At 40.5% G+C, this 25,762-nt stretch carries 18 protein-coding genes, 1 tRNA gene and 1 pseudogene; 14 read left to right on the top strand and 6 right to left on the bottom strand.

Features of this window, described 5'->3' with window-relative positions; translation table 11 throughout:
• Positions 1-112 precede the first annotated feature (112 nt).
• The 3 genes from HYG89_RS10360 (at position 113) to HYG89_RS10350 (ending at position 3,066) form a co-directional block, all read left to right on the top strand.
• Positions 113-445, top strand: coding sequence for a DUF485 domain-containing protein (locus tag HYG89_RS10360; RefSeq protein ID WP_131261272.1), 333 nt, complete (start codon positions 113-115; stop codon positions 443-445).
• A 1-nt stretch (position 446) separates the two neighbouring features.
• A complete protein-coding gene (locus tag HYG89_RS10355) occupies positions 447-2,156 on the top strand; it encodes a cation acetate symporter (protein WP_004970210.1) in 1,710 nt (569 codons plus the stop codon).
• A gap of 211 nt (positions 2,157-2,367) precedes the next feature.
• Positions 2,368-3,066, top strand: a complete 699-nt coding sequence (locus HYG89_RS10350) for an ion channel (protein WP_178867377.1) — start codon at positions 2,368-2,370, stop codon at positions 3,064-3,066.
• A gap of 90 nt (positions 3,067-3,156) precedes the next feature.
• Here HYG89_RS10350 and omp33-36 read toward each other — a convergent pair whose 3' ends face one another.
• Entirely contained in the window at positions 3,157-4,068 is a 912-nt protein-coding gene (gene omp33-36 / locus HYG89_RS10345; RefSeq protein WP_346813108.1) for a porin Omp33-36, read from the bottom strand.
• A 1,071-nt stretch (positions 4,069-5,139) separates the two neighbouring features.
• Here omp33-36 and HYG89_RS10340 point away from each other — a divergent pair.
• Positions 5,140-6,828, top strand: coding sequence for a GGDEF domain-containing protein (locus HYG89_RS10340; RefSeq protein ID WP_178867393.1), 1,689 nt, complete (start codon positions 5,140-5,142; stop codon positions 6,826-6,828).
• Positions 6,829-6,952: 124 nt separating this feature from the next.
• Here HYG89_RS10340 and uvrA read toward each other — a convergent pair whose 3' ends face one another.
• Positions 6,953-9,787, bottom strand: coding sequence for an excinuclease ABC subunit UvrA (gene uvrA, locus HYG89_RS10335; RefSeq protein WP_178867373.1), 2,835 nt, complete (start codon positions 9,785-9,787; stop codon positions 6,953-6,955).
• A gap of 142 nt (positions 9,788-9,929) precedes the next feature.
• Positions 9,930-10,604 (bottom strand): thiaminase II, encoded by a 675-nt coding sequence (tenA, locus tag HYG89_RS10330; RefSeq protein ID WP_004970198.1) that lies wholly within the window; start codon positions 10,602-10,604, stop codon positions 9,930-9,932.
• A 304-nt stretch (positions 10,605-10,908) separates the two neighbouring features.
• Here tenA and HYG89_RS10325 point away from each other — a divergent pair, with 304 nt between their 5' ends.
• The 7 genes from HYG89_RS10325 to HYG89_RS10295 all read left to right on the top strand — a co-directional run bounded on the left by HYG89_RS10325 (position 10,909) and on the right by HYG89_RS10295 (position 18,958).
• Positions 10,909-11,994 carry a DUF475 domain-containing protein gene (locus tag HYG89_RS10325; protein ID WP_004970195.1) on the top strand — a complete coding sequence of 362 codons (1,086 nt, stop codon included), beginning with the start codon at positions 10,909-10,911 and terminating at the stop codon, positions 11,992-11,994.
• 215 nt (positions 11,995-12,209) lie between these two features.
• The gene (locus HYG89_RS10320; RefSeq protein WP_104852874.1) at positions 12,210-13,574 is read left to right on the top strand and encodes an MFS transporter; all 1,365 of its coding nucleotides are present in this window, start codon (positions 12,210-12,212) and stop codon (positions 13,572-13,574) included.
• Between the two features lie 51 nt (positions 13,575-13,625).
• Positions 13,626-14,201, top strand: coding sequence for a single-stranded DNA-binding protein (ssb, locus tag HYG89_RS10315; RefSeq protein WP_178867371.1), 576 nt, complete (start codon positions 13,626-13,628; stop codon positions 14,199-14,201).
• Between the two features lie 251 nt (positions 14,202-14,452).
• On the top strand, positions 14,453-15,016 hold the full coding sequence (gene ahpC / locus HYG89_RS10310; protein ID WP_178867370.1) for an alkyl hydroperoxide reductase subunit C: 564 nt from the start codon (positions 14,453-14,455) through the stop codon (positions 15,014-15,016).
• A 196-nt stretch (positions 15,017-15,212) separates the two neighbouring features.
• A complete protein-coding gene (locus HYG89_RS10305; protein ID WP_178867369.1) occupies positions 15,213-16,097 on the top strand; it encodes a pirin family protein in 885 nt (294 codons plus the stop codon).
• Positions 16,098-16,521: 424 nt separating this feature from the next.
• Positions 16,522-17,829: an FAD-dependent oxidoreductase gene (locus HYG89_RS10300; RefSeq protein ID WP_178867368.1), complete on the top strand. Its 1,308-nt coding sequence runs from the start codon at positions 16,522-16,524 to the stop codon at positions 17,827-17,829.
• Positions 17,830-18,127: 298 nt separating this feature from the next.
• Positions 18,128-18,958, top strand: a complete 831-nt coding sequence (locus HYG89_RS10295; protein WP_154321174.1) for a cyclopropane-fatty-acyl-phospholipid synthase family protein — start codon at positions 18,128-18,130, stop codon at positions 18,956-18,958.
• A gap of 70 nt (positions 18,959-19,028) precedes the next feature.
• On the opposite strand, the pseudogene HYG89_RS10290 reads toward HYG89_RS10295, so the two are convergent.
• From HYG89_RS10290 to HYG89_RS10280, 3 genes and pseudogenes are all read right to left on the bottom strand, one after another.
• Positions 19,029-19,286: pseudogene (locus HYG89_RS10290) on the bottom strand (PAAR domain-containing protein); the annotation flags it as partial.
• A 362-nt stretch (positions 19,287-19,648) separates the two neighbouring features.
• A tRNA-Thr gene (locus tag HYG89_RS10285) sits at positions 19,649-19,724 on the bottom strand.
• Positions 19,725-19,929: 205 nt separating this feature from the next.
• The gene (locus HYG89_RS10280) at positions 19,930-20,157 is read right to left on the bottom strand and encodes a hypothetical protein (protein ID WP_004970172.1); all 228 of its coding nucleotides are present in this window, start codon (positions 20,155-20,157) and stop codon (positions 19,930-19,932) included.
• A 394-nt stretch (positions 20,158-20,551) separates the two neighbouring features.
• On the opposite strand from HYG89_RS10280, the gene HYG89_RS10275 reads away from it, so the two are divergent.
• The 3 genes from HYG89_RS10275 to HYG89_RS10265 are packed head-to-tail and all read left to right on the top strand — an operon-like array spanning position 20,552 to position 25,738.
• The gene (locus HYG89_RS10275; protein WP_178867367.1) at positions 20,552-23,434 is read left to right on the top strand and encodes a type VI secretion system Vgr family protein; all 2,883 of its coding nucleotides are present in this window, start codon (positions 20,552-20,554) and stop codon (positions 23,432-23,434) included.
• A complete protein-coding gene (locus HYG89_RS10270; protein WP_131261260.1) occupies positions 23,434-25,047 on the top strand; it encodes a glycoside hydrolase family 19 protein in 1,614 nt (537 codons plus the stop codon). Before HYG89_RS10275 ends, HYG89_RS10270 begins: the two co-directional genes overlap by 1 nt.
• A complete protein-coding gene (locus HYG89_RS10265) occupies positions 25,034-25,738 on the top strand; it encodes a hypothetical protein (RefSeq protein ID WP_004970164.1) in 705 nt (234 codons plus the stop codon). The genes HYG89_RS10270 and HYG89_RS10265 overlap by 14 nt, the downstream gene beginning before the upstream one ends.
• The last annotated feature ends 24 nt before the right edge of the window (positions 25,739-25,762 follow it).

Here is a 25,762-nt window from a genome sequence, read left to right as displayed (position 1 = left end):
AAGCCCGACCAAAGTCTAAATTGCAAATCGGCTCTAACATTGTTAATTTTAAGTTCGAAATAATTCGAATTAAAAATTTGCGCCTAAGGCAGGGCGCTTGAAGGAGCAGGTTATGGATGAGGTACAAGTAGAACGTATTCTACAAAACCCAAAATTCAAAGAAATGGTTCGCAGAAAAAGTAACCTAAGCTGGACATTAACAGCAATCATGTTGTTTGTGTACGTAGGTTTTATGCTTTTAGTGGGCTATAACAAAGAATTCTTATTGAGTTCAATTTCAGGTGGTGTGACGACTTGGGGTATTCCACTGGGTCTGGGCATTATCGTTTTATCTTTCATTTTATGTGCAGTTTACTCATCAATTGCGAATGGCAAACTTGACCAATTGAACGAAGAAGCGATGCGTGAAGTTGAAGCAATTACACATGAGAAAGGAACGCACTAAGATGAAATGGAATTCATTGAAAGCACTGGCTGCGTCTACTGTATTAATGTCAGGTATGGCATTTGCAGGACCAGATTTAGGTGCAGCAGAACAGCAGCCAACCAACTGGCCTGCAATTATTATGTTCTTGATTTTCGTGGGCGCAACTTTGTTCATTACTAAATGGGCAGCAAAGCAAACCACAAGCACCAAGGACTTCTATACCGCAGGTGGTGGTATTTCAGGTTTCCAAAATGGTCTCGCGATTGCAGGTGACTATATGTCAGCAGCATCGTTCCTGGGTATTTCCGCAATGGTGTTTATGTCAGGCTTTGACGGCTTGCTGTATTCACTTGGCTTCATGGTCGGTTGGCCAATCGTATTGTTCTTGATTGCTGAGCGTTTACGTAACTTAGGTAAATATAACTTATCTGACGTTGTATCGTTCCGTTTAGCTGAAAAGCCAGTACGTACCCTTGCAGCATTCAGTTCGCTTGTCGTAGTTGCATTCTACCTGATTGCACAGATGGTAGGTGCGGGTCAGTTAATCAAACTACTCTTTGGTTTGAACTATAATATTGCTGTAGTAATCGTGGGTCTACTCATGATGGCTTACGTAATGTTCGGTGGTATGTTGGCAACAACTTGGGTACAGATCATCAAAGCGGTGATGTTACTTTCAGGTGCAACTTTCATGGCCTTCATGGTAATGAAAGGTGTGGGCTTCAGCTTCACTAACATGTTCGAGCAATCAATCCAAGTATTCTCTAAAGTACATGACTTGAGCTTGGCAGATGCTGCAAACATTATGGGTCCTGGTAAGCTAGCTTCTAACCCAATTGATGCAATCTCACTTGGTCTTGCATTAATGTTCGGTACTGCAGGTTTACCACACATCTTGATGCGTTTCTTTACTGTAAAAGATGCAAAAGAAGCGCGTAAATCAGTTGTAGTTGCTACAGGTTTCATTGGTTACTTCTACCTATTAACGTTCATCATTGGTTTTGGTGCGATCCTTTATGTATCCAACAACCCACAATTCCTTGATGTTGCGAAAATGGCAGTGACTGGCAAGTTAGAACTTGTTGGTGGTAACAACATGGCTGCGGTGCACTTGTCTGATGCAGTTGGCGGTGACTTGTTCATGGGCTTCATTTCAGCGGTAGCATTCGCAACAATTCTTGCGGTTGTAGCTGGTTTGACATTGTCTGGTGCTTCAGCAATCTCTCACGACTTGTACGCTAACGTATTCAAGAAAGGTCAAACGACTCCTGAATCTGAACTTCGCATGTCTAAAATTGCAACTTTAGGCTTAGCAATCTTCGCAATGATCTTGGGTATTCTTTTCGAGAAACAAAACGTTGCGTTCATGGTAGGTTTAGCATTCTCTGTAGCAGCATGTGCAAACTTCCCAGTACTTGTATTGTCTATGTTCTGGAGAGGCTTAACGACTCGCGGTGCAGTGATTGGTGGTGTAGCAGGCTTAGCTTCAGCAGTAACCTTAATTATATTGTCTAAAGCAGTTTGGGTAGATACGCTTCAAATTTCTGACACACCAATCAACCCATTTAACGGTCCTGCGATCTTTGCAATGCCACTTTCATTCTTCTGCTGCTGGTTGTTCTCTATCACTGACAACTCTGCGCAAGCACAAGCTGAACGTAAAGCATTCGATGCACAGTTCGTACGCTCACAAACTGGTATTGGTATCTCTGGTGCATCTGACCACTAAGGTCTGAAACACCTCAAAAAAGTCCCAGCAATGGGACTTTTTTTATGGCTAAAAATTCATGGATGATCTATCTAGTATCTGCGGGAGGCTATTTCATCTAAAGCATAGAGAGAGGTTTTATATATGCAATTTTGATACAGAGTCCATGCATGCAGTGATCTGGCAGCATGTTATGTTAGAAATCAAAACAATAAAAAGGCAGCCGAGGCGTATGCAAGCACTACAAAATGTATGGAAAGGTTTTCGGGTATTACCTTCGGCATGGCTGTTGTTCTTGCAATTTGTGATTTTGCTGCTCTCACTTTTTGCACATCACAACATGCCTTTTAAAGTCATAACATGGATGGTCGGCGTACTGGTCTTGTTATTGATTGCCAAAGTTATACGTCAGACTCCTATGCTGAGCGTGCTGGGACTAAGTTTTGTATATGCTGCACTATTTTTTTCAGTATTGATTTTGTTGGGGGTGCGGCATCCGCTGGTATTGGTGATGAGTCATGCCTGCGAAGCGGCTGCATATTTTAGTGCTGCTTATGGTTTACTGCGTTATATGTTTCATGATCGCTATTTAACCAAAGATGAGCTGTTTGCTGCGGCAGCAGTCTTTACTTTAATTGCTTGGGGTTTTGCTTTTTTATATAGCATCTGTCAAATTTTGATTCCGCAAAGTTTTCAGAACCCAAATGCTGCAGGTTTACAAAGCTGGCTTGATTTACTGTTTTTAAGTTTTAGTTTGCAGTCTGCGACAGGCTTATCTGATCTTATACCGATCAGTCCTGAAGCACGGGTGATTGCCATGTTGCAAATGTTCTGTGGGGTAATGTATTTGGCATTGATCGTGTCACGTTTAATCGCATTGCAATACATTCGCCACTTACCGCATAATCACCACGATGATTCAGCTGAGTAAAACAGCGTGTAAATTTTTCATGACATATTTCAGGCATTAAAAAAGACGCTCAGATGAGCGTCTTTTTTAACATCAGTATCTAATGTGAAATTAGAAACGGAATTTAGCGTTTACACCAACAGTTTGAGTGTCACGAGCTACACCAACAGCATTCGCATTTACATAGCTAGCACCTACAGCAACTGCAGGAGTGATGAAGTAGTTTACGTTCGCGCCCCAAGCAGAATCGACATCAGTATTAGCACTTGTTTCTGCATAAGAAGCACCCACGCTAAGTGCTGGTGTTAAGTAAAGATCAGTTTTTAAGTTGTACATAGTATCTTCACCATATACAAGACCTGCTTCAAAACCAACAGCCATATTGGTGCCGTCAATTGCGCCTACATATTTTGTACGTGCAGTGATTGCGTCTTGGTCTTGATCAATTGTGTCTGACTCAAGCGCTGCTTTAGCAACACCATTAGCAAGGATATTGAAAGCGTCATAAGAATCTTGGTCTGCAACGCTTGTATAACCTACCGCAACCAAGAAGTTAGGCGCTACTACTGCACCAAGTTCTAAGGCATAACGGTCACCTTGGTCATCAGATTTAAGGTTATTTTTGCTGTCATTAATTGTATGGCTATATGCTGCACTTGCATAAACAGGTACAAGCTTAGTTGGTACATACGCTTCAGCTTTAGCGCCATATGTGTGAGAAACGATATCGAAACCATCTTCGTCATATTCACCATAGTTGTATGCTAAAGAGAAGTTAGAAGCTTGGTTTAAGAATGCAGCTTCAGCCAATGGACCTTTAGTCGCATCAACATTTTTGAAGTAGTAAGTACCTTGAACAGCACCAGTGAAATTCTTATCGTTTACTGTATTGTCGATGTATTCAGATTGACCTTGAACTTCGAATTGGTACGCTTGAGCACCGGTCATGGCTAATAATAATGCAGTGGCTAAACCGAGTTTTTTCATGATAGTTACCAGTTTTGTTAAAAATGGATGAAACATTGATCATTTTAGTGTAACAAATTATTAAGTCAATGAACTAAAAGGACTTTATTTAAGAATTAAGTCCAATTGACTTTGGTGTTTAAAAAATATTCAAATAAAATTTTTGCTGTCAACCTAAAAACTGTATGGATAACAAGTCGATATGTTCGTTTTTGCAACAAAAGTAGAAATAATAAGCAAAGCATTAATTGGATTAATCGATCAGTTTTATTGAAATTATCTTTAATAATAATTCTTGGAGAGTGAAGAATAACGGAAAAATTCACCTGTTTTAGGGTGAAATCATGATATTTGGGTAAAAAACAAGCAATAAAGAAGGCTTGTTTAGACTGAATTTGAGTGGAATATTTGAATTAATGTGAGTTTAGTCACATTAAATTTTAATATTTGTATAAAAATAAATCAGACTGGTTGACTAGGCTTTACATAAACTGTGATTTATTTCATAATTCCACCATGGAGTCCTACTACTTAAGTCGGGTTTGTAAATTATGTGACTTATCTCATAATTTAACCATCAAATCCTAAGCTTGGTTCATCCAGTAGTGCGATCTGATTCTCCATAATTGTTTGCTTTTTATCTGCCCAACTTTCCCCAAGGTTGGGTTTTTTTTTTGCATGTGAAAACGCAAATGGTTTTGCAAAAATTGCACCGATATGGTGCAGTATGAGGGTGTGATATGATCAAAACCCATAAAAAAATCCCAGTTTTCTTTCAAAAACTGGGATTTTTCGCCAAAATTTGCGGGTAAATTTAGTTTACTGCTGAGGAAAAACTAAACTCGCCCTAATGAGGTGCATTATGCACCCAAATGTTGCATATGTAAAATATTTTCTGCATGCTGAAACATTATTTTTTGTATTTGTTGTTTTAGGTAAGTCGGCGCAGGGCATGCTTTTAGAAATTTTCATGAATGAGATGACTTAGTTAGACGGCTTTAAAATATAAGTGAATTAATTATCTTTTTTGTAAGTAATTTAAAGATTGCTCATGTAATATAGTCGCCGATTAAGTGATCAAGTCCACGATTTTGCACAGTTATAATGACGTAGGTGAAACTTAGCATGATGATGAAATTGCGCACAGAGCATATCAGTCAGCGACTGTTGATCTCGATGATCATTATTATCGTGTCATTGCTTTTTATTTGCGTTCCTCTGATGGTGAATAGTTATCAGAGTTATCAAAAAACAAAACGTGCTTTAATTGAAATTTCTGTATTAGGCAAAGTGGCTGAACTGACCAATAGTATTTCGCGTGAACGAGCACCTGCAAACAAAGTCATGTCGAGTTCAGCAGCTGAATTTCGGCAAAATTTACAAGAACTGAAAGCGTACCGTGCTGACGTGGATCAACAAGTAGAACAGACCATCAATATTTTAAGAAAAGAAGGTTTTATTATCCATGCGCATCATTTAAAGACCGCTTTAGAACAAGGGCGTCAGGCGGTCGATGAATATGCAGCAACTCCACAGCATTTGCGTAGCTCTCAACAGATGGATCATGCGATTCAAAAAATGTTTGCGGCATGGGACAGTTCTCAGCATGTGCTGAAACACGTCATGCTCGATTCAGTGGCAAAAGACTCATCGGTATCGACCTATTATAGTGTGATTTTTGTTCTTTCAGATTTGCGTGATCAAGCGGGAAGGGTGGCATCCAATATTATTGCCGCGGTAACGTTTGCTGAAAAAATTCCTGAAACCAATTTGGCGAGCTCTTTGCAAACCCAACGCCAAGCTTATTATTTGTGGGATTTAATCCATACCATTTTGCCTGAAGCACATAAAATTCCTGAATATAATATTTTGCATGATCAATTAAAAAAGGAGTTTCTGGATGAGGGAATTCCTATCGTCAATCAATTGATTCAGCAAAGTATTGATGGGCAACCCTATTCATTGACAGGCACTGAACTCACCCAAAAAATGGTGGATAAATTCAACACTGTGGTCAGTTTGCAGTCATTTATATTAGCGCACAGTTTGCAGGTTGCGCACAAAGATTATCATCAAGCTCAGCGTATTTTCATTTTAACCCTAGTAGCGTCAATTATTTCGTTATTGGCTGCTATTTTCACCATGGTCTATGCGCGCTCAAAGGTCTTTATTCCTTTAATTCAGGCACGTAGCCAAATTTTACGCTTGGCAGCTTATGATGATGAAGCTCAAGGGACGCAAAATCCAGACAAGGTAACGCTCTTAGAGGCCATTCAAAAATTAAAACAACGCCTAGAGCAGCGTGATATTTTAGAATTTCAGCTGCGTAATATTGCCAATACCGATGCCTTAACTGGTGTTTCCAACCGTTTGGCGCTTGAGGAATACATCAAATATTTAGAACATCGACCTGAAAAATTGAGCAAAACTGGTCTGATTATTATGGATGTGGATAAATTCAAACACATTAACGATACCTTCGGGCATGTGGTAGGTGATCAAGCTTTAAAATGTATTGCCGATACTCTCAAAGCGCATGTCCGTGCCTCAGACTTGGTGGTGCGTTATGGTGGCGATGAGTTTTTGGTTTTGATTGAGCAAATAGAATTTACTGAGGCGCTGTATTTGGCAGATAAATTGCGCTGCCATATTGTGAATCAAGAAATTTTTATTCCAGAACTGAATGATTATATTCAAGTGTCGGTCAGTGCTGGCGTGGCGGTGGGTGCTGCGTCATGGAGCAGATTGTTGGAAAAAGCCGATAAACACTTATTTAGAGCCAAAGCACGTGGGCGCAATGCCGTTGCTGGTGACTAAGTCACAGTAATTGATCCACGAGCATTTCCGAAGTGATAAAAAGCCTAGAGTGAAAGATTCAGCACAAGTTTGTGCTGAATCTGTATTTAAACTTGAATGGGCTTAAAAACTGAAATAATCTATTTTAGCCTTTTAACATCGGTTTTAAGAATTTTGCGGTATGTGAAATTTTAGATTTTGCGACAGTTTCAGGTGTGCCTTCGGCAATGATTTGTCCACCGCCTGCACCACCTTCAGGGCCTAAATCGACAATCCAGTCTGCAGTTTTAATCACATCTAGGTTGTGTTCAATCACCACAATGGTATTACCCTTATTGCGTAGCTCATGCAGGATGTCGAGCAATTTGGCAATGTCATGGAAATGCAAACCAGTGGTCGGTTCATCCAGTACATACAAGGTTTTTCCTGTATCTCGTTTGGCCAGTTCACGCGCCAGTTTTACGCGCTGTGCTTCACCGCCTGACAAAGTGGTAGCTGATTGTCCAAGGCGAATATAACCCAAGCCCACCTGATTTAACGTTTCCAAACGACGATGAATCACAGGAATCGCATCAAAGAAATGCATAGCATCTTCAACGGTCATTTCTAACACATCAGAAATATTACGGCCTTTATAGCTAACCTCCAATGTTTCGCGGTTATAGCGCTTACCATGACAGGCATCGCAAGGCACATACATGTCAGGCAGGAAGTGCATCGCTACCTTAATCATACCGTCACCCTCACAAGCTTCGCAGCGTCCACCTTTAACGTTAAAGGAGAAGCGACCAGCCGCATAGCCACGCGCTTTGGCTTCAGGCGTTTGCGCAAATAGTTCTCGGATTGGAGTGAACAAGCCAGTATAAGTCGCAGGGTTAGAGCGTGGAGTGCGTCCAATTGGGCTTTGGTCAATATCCACGACTTTATCTAAATATTGCAAACCATCAATTGAGTCGAACTTTTCTGCATTTAAGGTCGTTGCACCATTTAATTGTGTTGCAGCCAAAGGCAATAAAGTGCGGTTAATTAAGGTCGATTTACCCGAACCAGACACACCTGTAACGCAGGTCATGACCCCTAAAGGCAGATTCAGATCCACTTTTTTCAGGTTGTGTCCTGCGGCTCCCATGAGTTTAATTTGTTGTTCAGGATGTGGCGGTTGGGTGCGTTTTTTCGGTACTTCAATTTTTAACTTGCCCGATAAATATTGCCCTGTCAGTGAATCGGCATTTTCCGCCAGCTCTGCATAGGTACCTTCGGCAATAATATGCCCGCCATGCACACCTGCACCTGGGCCAATATCAATAATATGATCGGCTGCACGGATGGCATCTTCATCATGCTCTACCACCAATACGGTATTGCCCAAGTCACGTAAACGAATCAGGGTTTCTAGCAATCGGTCATTGTCACGTTGGTGTAAGCCAATTGAGGGTTCATCCAGCACATACATCACGCCCATGAGGCCTGCACCAATTTGTGATGCCAAACGGATGCGCTGTGCTTCACCACCAGACAGCGTTTCGGCAGAACGTGACAAACTTAAATAATTCAAACCTACCGACACTAAAAAATGTAAGCGTTCACGAATTTCTTTAAAGATTTTATCTGCCACTTCACCTTTGGCACCCTCCAGATTCAGTCCTTGATAGTACTGCTCGGCATCGCCAATCGACATTTGGGTAATTTGAGCAATAGTTTTGTCTTTCACACGGACATTGCGGGAGATTTCATTTAAGCGTGAACCACCGCAGACATCACAGGCCGCATTAGATAAATACTGTGCCAAATCATCACGTACATAATTACTTTCGGTTTCACGGTAACGACGCTCTAAATGCGGTAACACACCTTCAAAAGCAATCACACGTTTATGATGGCGACCACGTTCATCGGTATAACTCAGGTCAATTTTGTCCTTGCCTGTACCGTACAGGAATTTCTTTTGTGTCACGCTGTCCAGCTGATTCCATGCCGTATCGAGTGACAGTTCATAATGTGCCGCGACTTTTTCTAGCATGCTGTAATAATACGGACGCTGTCTGTCCCAGCCGCGAATAGCGCCCTGACTAATCGACAGTTCAGGGTTTGGAATGAGTTTTTCCGCACTGAAATGGCTACGTGTCCCCAAACCATCACACGTTGGACAAGCGCCAAAAGGGTTGTTAAATGAGAACAGGCGTGGTTCAAGTTCTGCTACGGCACGGTCACACTGTGGGCAAGAGTGCTTGGCTGAAAAAATACGATCAGGTTGTTCCGCATTCATCCACGATAAAATGGCTAAATCGCCACCCAAACGCAGCGCGGTTTCAAAGCTTTCGGCAATACGGTTGCCCAAATCATCTCGGACTTTAAAACGGTCTACCACCACTTCAATAGTATGTTTTTTCTTTTTGTCGAGTTCAGGCGGTGGGTCAATGTCCATGACTTCGCCATCCACTCGGGCGCGTACAAAACCCTGACTTTGTAGTTGCTCAAACAGATGCACATATTCGCCTTTACGCTCACGAATTACTGGCGCGAGGAGCATTAAGGCAGTGCCTTCTTCCAGTGCTTTTACAGCATCGACCATTTCTGAAACAGTTTGCGCCACCATTGGTAAATCATGTTCAGGACAGTAAGGTGTGCCGACACGTGCATACAGTAAACGCAAATAGTCGTAAATTTCGGTAATGGTACCCACGGTTGAACGCGGGTTATGGCTGGTCGATTTCTGTTCAATGGCAATTGCGGGACTTAGACCTTCAATCGAGTCGACTTCAGGTTTTTCCATTTGCGATAAAAACTGGCGTGCGTATGCAGAAAGCGATTCGACATAACGACGCTGTCCTTCGGCATAAAGGGTATCAAACGCCAGTGAAGATTTTCCTGAACCAGATAAACCCGTAATTACCACAAATTTATCGCGTGGAATATCAAGGTTCACGTTTTTTAGGTTATGGGTACGTGCACCTCGAATACGGATATGACTTTGGCTCATAAAAACTTCTCGATATTTTGCAAATGAAAAACCTATATATGATAGCGCATGAAAATTGTTCAAGTGTTATTTTTCATGCTTTATCGGTCATGGCTTGTCGCACTGTATGGAGTGATCCCCATACGGTGCGTGAGGGCGGCCGTTAAGCTTGATCTAAACCCGGCCACTGACGTTGATGATAGGCGCTATCCCAGAATAACCATTCCAGTTCTGCAGCTTTGGTGTAGGCGTGGTGCATTTTTTCAAGGGTATCGGCATCACAGCGCGCAGCAACACGGTCTATGGTTTGAATCACATTATTGACTGCGGTGTGGAATTCCTCGCCCGAATAGGTATCGACCCATGCCTGATACGGATTATTCGGTGCAGAATTATTGACGATATCTTTACCAACTTCGGCATAAATCCAGAAACATGGCAGTAGTGATGCCAATACCACAGGATAGCTTTCTGACCATGCGGTTGCGACTAAATAAGAAGTGTAGTGATGACAGGCAAGGGTCAGCGGAGTACTTTCAAATTCCTGTTTGGAAATATCAAACTCCTGCATAAAGCTGTCATGTAAGGTACGTTCCACCACAATTGCGATTTTGGCGGCATCTGCGAACTGAATAATATCATCTGCATCAAAAGCTTTAGCCGCACAGACTGCCAGTGCACGCCCGTAGGCAATTAAGTAATGTGAATCTTGAATCACATAATGTGCAAAAGCAGCTTTACTTAAGGTGCCTTGTGCCAACTCCTGATTAAATGGTAAAGCGAGCGTCTTGTGATAAAGGGCAAGGTTACGTTGCCAAGCGTCTTGAGAAAAGCGCATCCTAAATTCCTAATATGTCGTTGCATTTCACTATAGCAGTTTGGGAATGAAAAACACGGTTTTCACGGTATCTGATCGGGAAACCAAAAATCATACGAAGAATTTTGCCGAAGTTGAGGAAAAAGCGTCATAATTGCAGCATAAAATTTTACATTCTCAGTTTTTGTCCGATTTAAAATTCGGGCAATTCAATTTTCAGAATTTTTGTATCTGTTAAAGCTTAATCAAAACTGTACTTTGCGTTGATGGTACAGATTCGGCAGATGAAAAGTTCAGATCAAAATATAGTGATAGGTCGTTTCTCATGATGAAACATTTTGGTTTCTCAATCGTATTTTCGATTGTGTGTCTTGCGCTATCTGCATACTGGGGCTATACCCATGGCCCAGAAGCAGGTGTGCAAACCATGCTTACCGCACTAACCATTACCGCAATTTTGGCGATTATGGAAGTGTCGTTGTCGTTTGATAACGCGGTGGTGAATGCGTCAGTGCTGCGCGGTTGGGATCATTTCTGGAAAATGCTGTTTTTAACCGTGGGGATTATCATTGCAGTTTTTGGTATGCGTTTAATTTTCCCTGTGGTCATTGTGGCGGTCACTGCCGATATGGGCATGATGGAAGTGGTGCAACTGGCATTGAATGATCCGAAGCAATATTCGGCTAAACTGATGGCACATCACCCTGAAATTGCTGCTTTTGGTGGCGCATTCTTGTTGATGGTTTTCCTAAACTTTTTCTTGGATGATGAAAAAGACACGCACTGGTTTAGATGGTTTGAGCGTCGTTTGAGCAATCTGGCAAGCGTGCCTGCCATGTCGGTATTTTTGGCCTTAGTGACTTTGTTAATCATGGCGGCCAATGTGGTGGAAGATAAGCGCCTTGTGGTGACGATGGCGGGTATTTGGGGCATCGTGATTTATATTGGCGTACAAGTGCTGAGTCACATGTTGGGCGGTGAACCAGAGGTCGATGAACAGGGCAATGCTGTGCGTCATGACGAAAATGGCGTACCGACAGGCGTGGTGAAAGCGGGTATTGGGGGCTTTTTATATCTGGAAGTGCTAGATGCCTCGTTCAGTTTTGATGGTGTCATTGGTGCATTTGCAATCACCTCTGATGTGGTGATCATCATGTTAGGCTTGGCGATTGGTGCAATTTTCGTGCGTTCGATGACGATTTATTTAGTCGAAAAAGGCACGTTGGATGCCTATATTTACCTTGAACACGGTGCGCACTATGCGATTGGTGCGTTGGCCTTTATTATGATTGCCAGCGGTACAGGCTTGCATGTGCCAGAAGTGGTGACAGGTTTAATTGGTGTTGCCTTTATTGTTTGGGCGGTGATTGCATCTATTCAATTTAAAAAACGTCAGGCAAAAGCGGGTTAATGCTATGGTGATGCCCGTTGCTGTATTGCCGCGAAATCACAGAGCAATACGGTGATGAAGACTGTATAAAATATAAATTTGGGTGCACAACGTTGCGCCCTTTTTTATTGAAAAAGTAGGGTCTGTTGAATAAACATCGGGAAAAATCAGCATCCTTAAGCTGAATGTTGTAGGATATCTGCAAATTCAAAATTATTTAGTTTTAGTCGATTGATATGATGAATGCCTTAGAACGCCGCTCGACCTTTGCTTTAAGCAGTATTTTTGCATTGCGCATGTTGGGTCTGTTCATGATTATTCCTGTATTTTCAGTAGCAGGGCAGTCATATCAATACTCAACTCCTGCACTGATTGGTCTTGCCGTTGGTGTTTATGGACTCACCCAAGCCATTTTACAAATTCCGTTTAGCTTAATTGCAGACCGTTATAGCCGTAAGCCATTGGTGGTTTTTGGCTTATTACTGTTTGCTTTGGGTGGTGCAATTGCAGCCATGTCTGACACCATTTATGGCGTGATTATTGGTCGTGCCATTGCAGGTGGTGGCGCAGTATCTGCCGTGGTGATGGCATTACTGGCCGATGTGACCCGCGAAGAAAACCGCATGAAAGCCATGGCGGTGATGGGGATGAGTATCGGTATGTCCTTTGTGGTGGCCTTTAGTTTAGGGCCATGGCTTACGGGCTGGGTTGGTATTTCAGGGTTATTTTGGGTCACCACAGTGATGGGACTAGCAGCGATTCTCATGTTGTTATTGGTGCCTAAAGTCACGCGTCATCATCGTAATTTTCAGCAAGGCTATATCACTCAGTTAAAGCAAGTCCTGAAAATGGGCGATTTAAACCGTCTGCATGTATCGGTATTTACCCTACATTTATTGCTGACTGCCATGTTTATTTATGTGCCTTCGCAATTAATCCAATTTGCCGATATTCCTTTGCAGCATCATGGTTGGGTGTATTTGCCATTGTTGTTGGTCAGTCTGTTCGTGGCATTTCCAAGCATTGTTTTGGCAGAAAAATATCGCAAAATGCGTGGCATTTTCCTGACCGCGATTGCAGGTATTATTTTAGGGCTGTTGGTGCTGATTTTCGGGTTTGAATCGAAATACATCCTTTTATTGGGTTTGGGTTTATTCTTTATTGCCTTTAACGTTATGGAAGCCTTATTACCTTCGTGGTTGTCAAAGGCTGCACCAATTCAATCTAAAGCCACCGCGATGGGTGTAAATGCCAGCAGTCAGTTTTTGGGTGCATTCTTTGGTGGGATGATTGGCGGACAATTATTGATGCTCAACCACACCGCAATGGGTTGGAGTATTTTGACCGCGATTGCTATAATTTGGCTATTCGTTAGTTTTGGATTGGCGCAGCCGCGCTATCTTTCGTCTTTGGTGTTGCGTTTGCCTGAGAACCGAGAAACAGATGAATGGACTTCTCAACTTTTGGCAATTCGTGGTATTGAAGAGGTCGTGGTGATGTCTGACCAGCAAGTGGCTTATGTGAAAGTGGATAAACAGCAAATTGATGATGCTGCGCGACAACAATTAACGCACTTGTTTGGGAAAGAGGTAGCCATTTAAGCATAACTCTTATAAAGTAAATAATAGAAACAAATAGGAAGAAAACGTCTAATGCGTGGTGTAAATAAAGTCATTTTAGTGGGTACTTTAGGTCGTGATCCTGAAACAAAAACTTTCCCAAATGGTGGTTCTCTCACTCAATTTTCTATCGCAACCAGTGATGTCTGGACAGACAAAAACACGGGTGAGCGTAAAGAGCAAACAGAGTGGCATCGCATTGTTTTACATAACCGTTTAGGCGAGATTGCACAGCAATATTTACGCAAAGGTTCTAAGGTATATATTGAAGGTTCATTGCGTACACGTCAGTGGACGGACCAAAATGGTCAAGAGCGTTACACCACTGAAATTCGTGGCGATCAAATGCAAATGCTCGACTCTGCTAACCGTGGACAATCTGACCAGCAAGATGGTGGTTTTGCTCAACCACGTTTTAACAATAACCAAGGCGGTTATGGCAATCAAAGCCAAGCTCCAGCCACAGGTTATGCGAATCAAAATCAAGGCGGTTTTAACCAAAATCAGGGTGGCGGCTATGCCAACAATAACCCGAGTGGTTTTGCACCGAAGCCACAAGCTGCGCCTGCAACTGCACCTGCAGATTTAGATGATGATTTGCCGTTTTGAGACATACTAGAGATAGCCATTTGATTCAAAATGGAAAATCATCATCCAAACCCTTTGTTTCGACAAAGGGTTTTTTTATGCAGATATTCAGCAAATATCTATTTTCTCGATTAAATTTCAAACTATGATAGGATTGTTAATTTGTAAATCCGATTATTTTTATAAAAAAACACTGTTTTACCGATTCATTGGTTTTTCGTATTCTAACTACACAAGATAAGCAATCCCTGAAATGAAATGAGGAATTATCCATGAGTTTAATCAATACCCAAGTCAAGGCATTTAACGCAACCGCTTACCACAATGGTCAATTTATTGACGTATCTGAGCAAGACTTTATTGGCAAATGGTCAGTGGTGTTTTTCTACCCTGCAGATTTCACCTTTGTTTGCCCAACTGAACTTGCCGATTTAGCCGATCAATATGCTGAATTCCAAAAAATGGGTGTGGAAATTTACTCAGTATCTACAGACACGCACTTTACCCATAAAGCATGGCATGACACCTCAGAAGAAATTAAAAAGATTCAGTATCCAATGATTGGCGACCCAACTTGGACATTGTCTAAAAACTTTGAAGTGCTGATTGAAGCAGAAGGTTTAGCAGATCGTGGTACTTTCGTGATTGACCCTGAAGGTAAAATCCAAATTGTAGAAATCAATGCAGGCGGTATTGGTCGTGACGCGCAAGAGTTATTGCGTAAAGTAAAAGCAGCGCAATATGTGCATGCACATCCTGGCGAAGTTTGCCCTGCCAAGTGGAAAGAAGGTGATGCAACCCTAGCACCATCTATTGATTTGGTTGGTAAAATCTAATCGAGTCATCTTACTCAATTTTAAAAATCCAGAACTTCGCTTCTGGATTTTTTATGCTCATGATTTGTTTAACCATGTATAAGTTTCAACAAGATTATTCCATTCTTGCAATGCTGTATGCCAAATTTGCACTAGGTTGTGGTGTGATGAGCGATTAAGATCAAAACATCTATTCTCCTAGCAATAGGTGTAACACATGAAAAAAATAATCGGTTTATATCGCAACCAAAACATGCATTGGGTGGGCGATGGTTTTCCAGTCAAAAATCTATTTTCTTATGACCGTTTAGGGCAGGCGATCAGTCCATTTCTACTCTTGGATTATGCAGCGCCGTATCATTTTGATGCGACAACGGCACAACATGGAGTTGGCTCGCATCCACATCGCGGTTTCGAAACGGTGACACTTGCCTATCGGGGCGAAGTGACGCATAAAGACTCGGCAGGCGGTGGTGGCACCATTAAAACAGGTGATGTGCAGTGGATGACAGCAGGTGCTGGTGTGGTGCATGAGGAGTTTCACTCCAAAGACTATGCAGCACAAGGCGGGTTGTTTGAAATGGTACAGCTTTGGGTCAATTTGCCTGCTGCAGACAAAATGACGACGCCACGTTATCAAGCCATTGAATCTCAACATATTCCGACAATTGAGTTTGAAAATCAGGCGGGGCATTTACGTATTATCGCAGGTCAATATGCAGAGCAATCTGGGCCTGCCAGCACCTTTAGCCCTGTCAATGTTTGGGATGGACAACTGAAAGCTGCACAGACTCAAGCGCTGCATGTGCCTGTGGATCACAATACTTTATTGGTGGTATTGGCAGGTGAAGTGCGAGTCAATGGCAGTCAACTTGTGCAAGATCACTCAGTGGTGTTGTTTGCTCAAGATGGCGAAGTATTAATTCAGCTTGAAGCACTGCAAGATACACAATTTTTAGTGCTGACAGGCAAGCCATTAAATGAACCCATTCAAGGCTATGGTTCATTTGTCATGAATACCAAGCAGGAAATCATTCAAGCTTTTGAAGATTTTAATCAAGGCAAGTTTGGTGAAATTCCGATTCAACATCAAGCAGGTTAAGCTTTAAAAAAATCTTAGCCAAGAAAAAAGCCTCATGTCGATGTCCCGACCGAGGCTTTTGTTGTTCTGGCGCTGTCAAATTTCTAGTTTTAGCGGATTGATCATATTCCTTATGATAATTATATGTGATGTAGTTATCATTTTTGTGCTTGGTATCATAGCGTTTAGAGATTTATTTGTAAAACGAAAATTATAAAATTGGTGAATTTATCTACATGGTTTAGAACACTATTTATAGTATTAAAGAAATAATATAAATAAATTCTAAGGCTTATTTAAGCACTTTCTGATTGTTAAAAAATGTAATCATATTGCCAATGTACTTTGTGTTGTTTCTCTGTGAAAAGTACACAATCTGGTAGTTTTTAATAGCTCATTTTCCTTAGGCATGGTTCATAATTTCATAAAGTATGTAAAAAGATGGATGATCGGTTTGGATATCGCAGTGATCGGTAGTGGTATGGCTGGACTGGCTACCGCAAGAATTCTTAAAGATGCAGGGCATAACATTACAATTTTTGAGGCGCTGCCTGGTCGTGGAATGGACAGTCATAGCATCGAATTTGAGGATGGTTTAATTGATGCGCCGTTACGGGTCATGAACCCACATTTGTGGAAAAACACCCTCAGCTTGGCCACACATTTAGGCATTAAAACTTATCCTGTGCGTACTTATATGGCGTGCAGTTGGTTATTTGAAGATCGTACCGAAACTTGGCTGACCACAAGCCGTACCCGTATTGGTAATTTCCCAATCATTAACAACCGTAAAGGCATACAACAATACGGCTGGCGTTTGGTGAAAGGCATGTTGCAGTTAAAAACAGCCATTGCTAAATTTTTCAAATCTAAAAACCAAGACATTACCCTTGCGGAATTTATCAATCGTAACGAAATTGAAGAAGTGTTTTGGCATGGCGCAGTGATGCCAGTGCTTTACACCATTTGTACTTGTGATCCAAAAACCATTGGCGAATGGCCTGCAAAACCATTGTTGGTATTTTTACGCCAATTGACTGATGGTGATGCTTTATTGCGTTTACAAGGTGGCACGCCTGCATTGGTTGATAAGCTGATTGAAGGCATTAATATTCAAAGCGGTGCAGCGATTACTCGCGTTCATCAACAAGAAGATGGTGTGGTTGTTGAAAATTCTGCAGGTCAGTCGCAAACATTTGACCGTGTGGTGATTGCAACGCCAACCACCAAAGTTCAAGATTTCTTGGACAATCAACAATTTGCAGAAGATATTGAATTACTTAAACAATTCAAATTCGAGCAGGGTGATTTGGTGATTCACACCGATCAAACAGTGATGCCACCAAAACGCAAAGATTGGTCTGTTTTAAGTTATATGATGGATCGTAAATTTACCCGTCAGCAATTTACGGTATGGCTTAACTCGATCGAACCAACTTTGGTCGGTAAATCGCCAGTGTTCCAAACATGGCGTCCAGTTACACCAATTGATCCGAAAAAGATCATTTCAACGGTAACTTTAACCCGCGCTGTGGTGGATTCAAAGACAGTGGCATTAAACAAAGAGTTGCAGCAGCGCCATCACCAAGACAATCGTAAAGTGTTCTTCTGCGGTTCATGGTCGTGCGATGGTTTACCAATTTTAGAATCTGCAGTGACTTCCGCTATGCATATTGCAGAAATTTTTGGTGCACCATTACCGTTTATTGATTTAAAACCACAAGTTGAGGTTGCGCCGCAATTAGGTTATTAAGTTTAGGGTCTGTTGATATTTCATAAATGGTTTGTGCTGTAGGCTAAAACTGAGCAGATCAGGCATGAAACGCAGGGAATAGCGAGACTATTGCCAAGTTTCATAACGCAATCTGAGAAAGTTTTAGCCACAGCCTTTCAGGACAAGCATATTTTTTGCTGCTATTGCGTTATGAGTCAGTCATTTAGAATGACTAAATTTCCTGCCTCATGCCTCATATCAGCTAAAAAATATGCGTTGTCGCAAACATAGATGAATTATCAACAGCCCCCTCTTTTTTGAATTAGACTGAGTCAGTATGAAATGGCAACAGGCGATACGACAGCATTTTCCAAAACATAAATATGCCATTCAAGCGGCATATTTGGGAGATACTTCCGCACTGCCGTGGAGCAATTTAGGTTATTGGTCAGATGCAGTGGGATCTGATTATCCCGCTGCATGTCAAAATTTAGCAGCGCATTTGGCCGCAGCAGTGCATTTAAATTCAAAAGATGTTGTACTGGATTTAGGCTGTGGGCAAGGTGCCAGTCTTAAATATTGGTTGGAACACTATCAAATACAACGACTTGAAGCTGTTGAGCTACAAGATCATCATGTGCAGTCGATTCGACAACATTTAAATTCAAATATTAAAATTCACGCTGCTTCATTTTTAAATTTAAAAGCACTTTTTCCACAACCACGTTTTGATGTGGTGTTCTGTATCGATGCAGCATATCACAGTCATTTGAATTCATTTTTAAGTCAGGTCAGTGCGGTTTTGAATTCAAATGGACGTTTGGGCTTTCATTATTTAATTTGGGCAGAACAAGCGCCAACGCATGCGTTCAAACAGCTGCAATATCGTGCCTTATTAAAATCTGCCGCTGTCAATTTTAAAGATCTGATGTCTGAAAGTCAGCTTCGAGCGGTTTTAGAACAGTTTGAATTTAAACAGATTCAGGTGGAAGATTTGTCGGCACAAGTTTTGGCGGGTTTTGCTGACTATGTGAATCAGCATCTCAAGCATCGAGTACAAACGCGAGATACAGACTGGTTTAAAATTGCCATGACCGCACGTTTATGTGCCAAGCTCTATGCGGATGGCTGGATTAAATATGTGCAGGTGAGTGCGGAAAAAGCTTAATCTATCGTAATCAGCTGCTAGATAATGAAGTTTTTCGGTGTTTGGATGTTCATAATTGGCTTTAAATCCCACCCACCACATGAAACTGCTTCGGTAAAATTTTTGCGCCACACGTCAATTGATCCCCGACATAACCCACGGCTTTGTCATCAAAAAGAATATGATCGTGACTTTTTATAATCGTGGACCAACGTTGGCACTGAGGGCAGAAATGTCCATCACCCGCCACTAAAAATAAATTTCCCATTTGAGAAACACGCATTTGGTTGGCAAGGATGATTCCACCATGATTGGTCATGGAATGATGCGTTGCAAAGCTTTGAGCCATGAGGTCTTCCTTAAACTGGAAAATTTTAGAGAAGCATTGTTTTAATACTCAATTTTCTAAGACTTATAATTTTAAATTTTTATTTTAATTCACAAAAATATTTTTAAATGTCAGTTTATATGGATGAAACATCAACAAAATAGACCATCAATATAAAAATACGATCTGAAATATGTGTACAGCATTCTAAATCATAAAATACATTTAACAAGTGAAAAGTCACAATCTTATATTGCAATTGAAGTTTTGCAGATACATCGAAGCCCTAAATAAATTGGAGATTCGAGCAGCATGAGGAAGATAAAAATATACGTTTATAGAAACAAAAAACCTCATAAATTAAAAACTTATGAGGTTTAATATGGTGCCGGCACACGGATTCGAACTGTGGACCTACTGATTACAAGTCAGTTGCTCTACCAACTGAGCTATGCCGGCGTTGTGTAGAGAATTTTACAGAATTTTTACGTGTGCGCAAGCCAAAAAGTAACCGTTTAATGCAGGGCATAGAGTTTTTGAAGATTTTGTACACAGTATTTTGGCGCGTTACAAACGAGGAAATCACATAGAAGGTTTTGTATGAAATGAGCCCAGCGGGTGGGCTCATTGAAGAAAATAACTTGAAATGAAGTGTGAAAAGCGATTATTTATTTCTTAAGATGCGATCTAAATCCTGTGCACATTCTTCTAAGGTAAAGGCCATATCAAGTTGCATTTGTGGTTTGAGTTCATTTGCGAGCGTTCTCCATTGTTCAATTAGGCGAATGGCTTTTTGAATCTTATGTTTGTTGATGTCTTTGGCGATGGTAGGCGTATATCCTCCACGTTTAGCATTTTTAATTTGTTTGACATAATTTTGGCTGTTATTCATGTTCGCTCCCGAATAGCAGTTATATATGTAAGGCATTTGCATGCTTTTATTATGCTAAAGCTTAATGATGACCCTTTTATGTAGAAAGCTGAGATGACGAAATAAAAATAAAAAAAGGTTTTGATAAAAAACAATAAATTTCTTCACCTCTCCTTTTTTGACGGCATAACTCAGTTGTAGCATAGCGATTGAAGATTGTCTTGACTGCAGAGTAACGCAATGTGTCATGTTTGTTGATTTTTCATCAATAGAGGGATTGAGGATTATCAAAATTGGCGATGGAGATGGTCTTAACTGCAAATTCCGTTTATCGCTTTATCCATTTTACGCTCTAGATAATTGCCAAGTTGCTGATTAGAATAGCGCCACTATAAAAATAGCAACGATAATAACAATGCAAAGTTCACTCTTTGCTGTATTAGAAAAATTTGGCTTAAGCCCTCAACACCGCACAATTCATATCCAGTTTTCTAATTCAGCCTTAAATCATCAGGTCTTTTTGCAGTGCGTTTATGGTCAGCATGCCATCAACCAAGGTTTGCAGATGGATGTCTTATGCCTCTCACCGCATGCAAATTTGCCGTTGAAACAATTTATTGGCAGTCGGGTGGCTGTAGATCAACTCACCGATCAAGGCGAATTATTTCGACATAGCGGCATTATTACTGCAGCAGCGCAAGGGCAAAGTGATGGCACGCTCAGTCTCTATAAATTGCAGATTCAGGATGCAACGGCTTTGTGGCATAAACGCCGCAACAGTCGGGTATTTATGAATAAAACTGTGGTGGAGGTGAGTGAAATTCTGTTTAAAGAATGGCAAGACCGCAGTGCATTATTTGCTGCAAGTTTAAGTTTAGATTTAAGTGGTCTCAGTCAGCGTTATGCAGTTCGACCTCTCATCATACAATCCAACGAAAGCGATTATGAGTTTTTAACCCGTTTGTGGCGTAGCGAAGGCATCAATTGGTTGGTGGATGAAAAACAACCTTGGGTTGAGCATTTTTTAACGCCTATGGATACACAAAAATTAAGACTGATTGAGCAGAATAGTCATTATCAGCCCTTAAAACGTAGACGAGTGGCATTTCAGCGTACAAGTGCAATCGAGCAGCGGGATAGCATTTACACTTGGATGGCACAGCGTAACCTGCAACCCACTGAAGTACAGTTACAACGCTGGCAACCCGATCTTTTGGCACAGGACCAAAATTCAGTACAGTTCACATCGCCCTTACAAAGTAGCACACAAAATAGTGAAGCTTTAAGTTTAGAACAGGCGTGGTGCGTGAGTCCTGCGTGGATGCAAGACTTAACTGGGCAAGATCAGGTGACAGCTGCAAGTACCGAACAATTAGAACAATTGGGACAACAATTGGCTCAGTATTATGATTTGCAGGCAAAATATTTTTCCGCGCAAAGTAATTTACGTGATGCGCAAGTGGGGTATTGGTTTGAATTACACGGGCATGCTGAAATTGATCAACATCCCCAAACTGAACGAGAGTTTTTAATACTGTCCAAACAGTTTTATAACCAAAACAATTTAGCACCTGAATTACAACAGCATTTTTTGAGTCTGCTGCAACAAAGTCAGTGGACATTTCAGTTACCGTTGGAGGGTGATCCTCAACAATTTTGTCAATTGAATTTGATTCGACGACATATTGCGCTCGTTCCAGAGTTTAATCCATTACTGCATCGTCCCGTGGCTTATCCACAGCGCGCTAAAGTGGTTGGACCTGAGGATGAAACCGTGCATGTAGATGCGTGGGGGCGTATTAAAGTTCGGTTTTTATTTACCCGAAGTGATGACCACTTGCATGATGGTGGTGCGGGTGCCAACGACAATGAGAGCGATTCGGCGTGGGTGGATGTACTCACACCGTGGGCAGGTGAGGGTTATGGTGCAAGATTTCACCCACGTATTGGTGAAATTGTGGTGGTGGATTTCTTTGATGGCAATATTGATCGTCCTTTTGTGGTTGGACGTTTACATGAGGCAGAACGACAACAGACACAATTCGATACAGTTGGAACTCTACCCGATACCAAATACTTGAGCGGGATTCGTTCACAAGAAATACGTGGTGCAGGGTTTAACCAACTTCGCTTCAATGACACCACCAAACAATTCAGTGCGCAATTGCAGAGTAGTCATGCTGCGAGTCAGTTGAATTTAGGATATTTGAGCCATCCAATGCGGCAGGAGGATTCAATTGGGCGCGGCGAAGGCTTTGAATTAAGAACTGATCGGTGGGGAGCTGTGCGTGCAGGTGCAGGCTTACTGCTTTCAACTCATCCACAAGCACAGGCACAAGCGTATCATTTAGATGCGAGTCCTGCCAAAAGGCAATTGGAGTCCAGTTTAGCGGCAAGCAAAGGCTTAAGTGAGTTGGCACAAAATCAGCAAACAGATCCTTTGGAAACACTGGAGCATCTCAAAGAATTTTTAAATCAAATTGAACTAGAAGATCAAACTAAAGTGGCAAGTTTTAAGCAGGCGGTTATGATTCTTTGTGCGCCCAACTCAATTGCAGTTTCAACTCAGCAAGATTTACACCTTTCTGCAGATCAACATATTCATCAAAGTGCCGCAGGCAGTATTAATGTTTCTACCCAAAAATCTGTGATTACACATGCACGCGATAAAATCAGTTTATTTGCAGCGGAGCAAGGTATACGTGCTTTTGCAGCCAAGGGTAAAGTCGAAATTCAGGCACAAGATGATGGTGTAGATTTTTTTGCACGGGAAGGGATTCAAATTATTTCAACTGAGGGGCGCATTGAAATCAGCAGTCCGAAAGAAATTGTGCTAACGGCAGGCGGTTCACAAATCAAAATAAATTCAAAAGGTGTGTTGAATACAACAGGTGGGAAATTTGAATGTAAGGCGGGGCAGCATTGTTTTGAGGGTGGGGAACGGGTGGCAAGCGTCCAATACAGTTTGCCTCAAGCTGAGACTGAATATAGTCATCAAATTGATTATCAGTGGGATGTTGCAACTGAAGATGAGAAAGAGATTTTTGTTGTCGGAAAGCAAGATGGAAGGCTCATTAACACGAATAAAAATATACAAGATGCAAATCAGAGTGTCAGTTCATTAAGATTTTATACGTCAGAAAAAACTGAATTCGTTGCGTTAGGGTTTAATTCATCCTATGTCTATTTAACTCAGTCGGCTGTACAAGATAATAATATTGATGAATTATGGGCTGAAATAGAAGAAGAAACAGAATTAGAAGAAGATGAAGTTTATGCAGAAGAGGATTTAGGCTAATGAGTAATTTAGTCACAATTACATCAAAATTTTATGATCGTTCAGGGCGTCGGGTGATCAACTTAAATGTTATGTCTAGATACCAAGGTTCAAAACGTGAAAATCTTCAGAAAACTGATCTTCATGGGCAGTTTGTATTTCAGGCATCTCCACAAAGAACAGTAGAAATACTGGCAAAACCACCCAATCAAAAAGATTTTACTGTTTTTAAGGTCATTCATACATCTATTGGTTCATCATCACAAGATCCAATAAAAATTCAGTTACCTAAAACAATTGAAGAATATAAACAAAAAGAATTAGGTGAAACCAAAGCTAGAATTGTTACAACTACTTTTAAAGTGGTAGATTGTGCTGGGAAAGTGGTTTCAAATTTTCCTATTCAATCAAGACCTAGAGGGCGGAAAAATGCTTATGAACGATATACCAATGAAAATGGGATCGTGGAGGTATTGTCATCACCACAGCGTGATATTGAAATTTTGGTGTTAACTTCAAATGATCAATTTGTCGTGAAATGTGAGGTAAATTCTAAAAATGGCTCACAGCAGCCGATTTTAATACAACTCGATGAACCATATAGTAATTTCAAAAGCCGATCTGAATTAAAACTAAAAGATAGAACAGGTGAGCAGTTAATTGAAACTCCAACTGATATTGAAATGTTGATGTTGGATACGGGTAAAAAACAGATAATTACCATTTTAAATGGCAGTACTCCATTGTTCAGTATGGTGGGGCAGCGTTTGCAATTTAGAGTATTAAAGCCGAATGGGGATGCTTTAAGCCCTGTGACTTATAGTGCAAAAAGAATGCGTGCAGATGCGGTTGAATTGCGTTTGGATGTGGAGGTTGTTAAAGGTATCACGGCAGAGGGTAGGCCGAGTATTGAGAAAAGTATCAAGTATAATTTAGAGGAGATAGTTTCATTAAGTTTTTTTAAAGCTGTTTATGGCTCTAATAAACTATTTTCTCATCGTGTAATGAAAGGGCGATCGACACATAATACTCCACCTGAAAAATTTGTTATAGAGTTAAACAAAAGCCTAATTAAGCATAATCTTAAAGACAAATTAATGTTATGTCATTTTTTAGCACAAATTTATCATGAGTGTGATCATTTTAATACATTGATTGAGTATGCGAGCGGTAAGGATTATGATATTTCAAATTTTCCACCATCTGTTTGTGATATAAAAAAAAGCCGAGCATGTAGAAGAAGAAAACAAATTTTGGCTGAAGGAAACACATCTTTAGGAGATGGCCCTAAATACAAAGGGCGAGGCTTAATTCAGCTAACTTGGAAAAGTGCGTATAAAAAATATAAAAGCTATTCTGGAATTGACGTGGTTAATAATCCGGAATTACTCTGTGATGATTTATTTCATGCTGTAGATAGCTCAGTCTGGGCTTTTAATGTATTTAAAAATGCTGATAGTTTAATTCACAAAGGATATAAAGATTTAAATGGCACTTATAGTGATAACTATCATTTAAAAGTTGTTGAATCTGTTAGTAGGAGAATAAACGGTGGAAATAATGGTATGGCTGAAAGAAAAAAATTATTTATAAAAATATTAAAAGAGGTTGAGAAAAGAGATGGGTTTAAATAAATTTTATCTATTTTTTTTATTGCTTTTTACTTGTTATGTATCGGCAGAAGAAATATTGATTAAAGAAAAAAATAGTATTTATTATAATGAAAACGGAGAAAATTTCTTATTATTTAATAAAAAAGACTATTGTTTTGATAAAGATGCTTTTTCAGTAGAGTATTTTGGTATTCCTTTAAAAAAATATGTAGTGGTCAATTATACTGAAGACTGTAATCCAAGTGGGCAGTATCGAATATTTGAAATTTCTTCCCTGAAGGCAAAAGAATTTTATTTAAGTCCTTTGTATGATCCTGAATTTATAAATAATCAGATTATTGAAAGGTTCAAAGATGGAGCAATCAGCTACAAAAGAATCTATACATTAAAGTCTGGAAGCTATTCAAGACAAGAGGAATGGAAATCTTTGGCTCCAAACATAAATATAAGTACTTATTTTTTAAATGGTTATAAAGTTTATGTGCTTAAAGATGACTTAGGAAGAGAGATTCAAAATCTGATGATAACTTCTCCTAAAGCATTCTTGTTTGATCGTTATTTTATTCGGAAAAAGTCTTATCTCATCCAAGGGGATCGAGTCAAAATAAACCATATTGCAAAAAACAAAGATAATTTTTTCCTAAGTATTGATTATATTAGTAAAAAAAATGGAGTGGTAAAGGCATATATTATGCTGTCCGATGTTATTTGATGTATAGGATAATCCTCATGAAGT

It is taken from the genome of Acinetobacter sp. SwsAc5 (assembly GCF_013391485.1).
Taxonomy (GTDB): Bacteria; Pseudomonadota; Gammaproteobacteria; order Pseudomonadales; family Moraxellaceae; genus Acinetobacter; species Acinetobacter towneri.
Note: the sequence above shows the minus strand (reverse complement) of the source record. Positions and strands in the feature narration are given on the sequence as shown.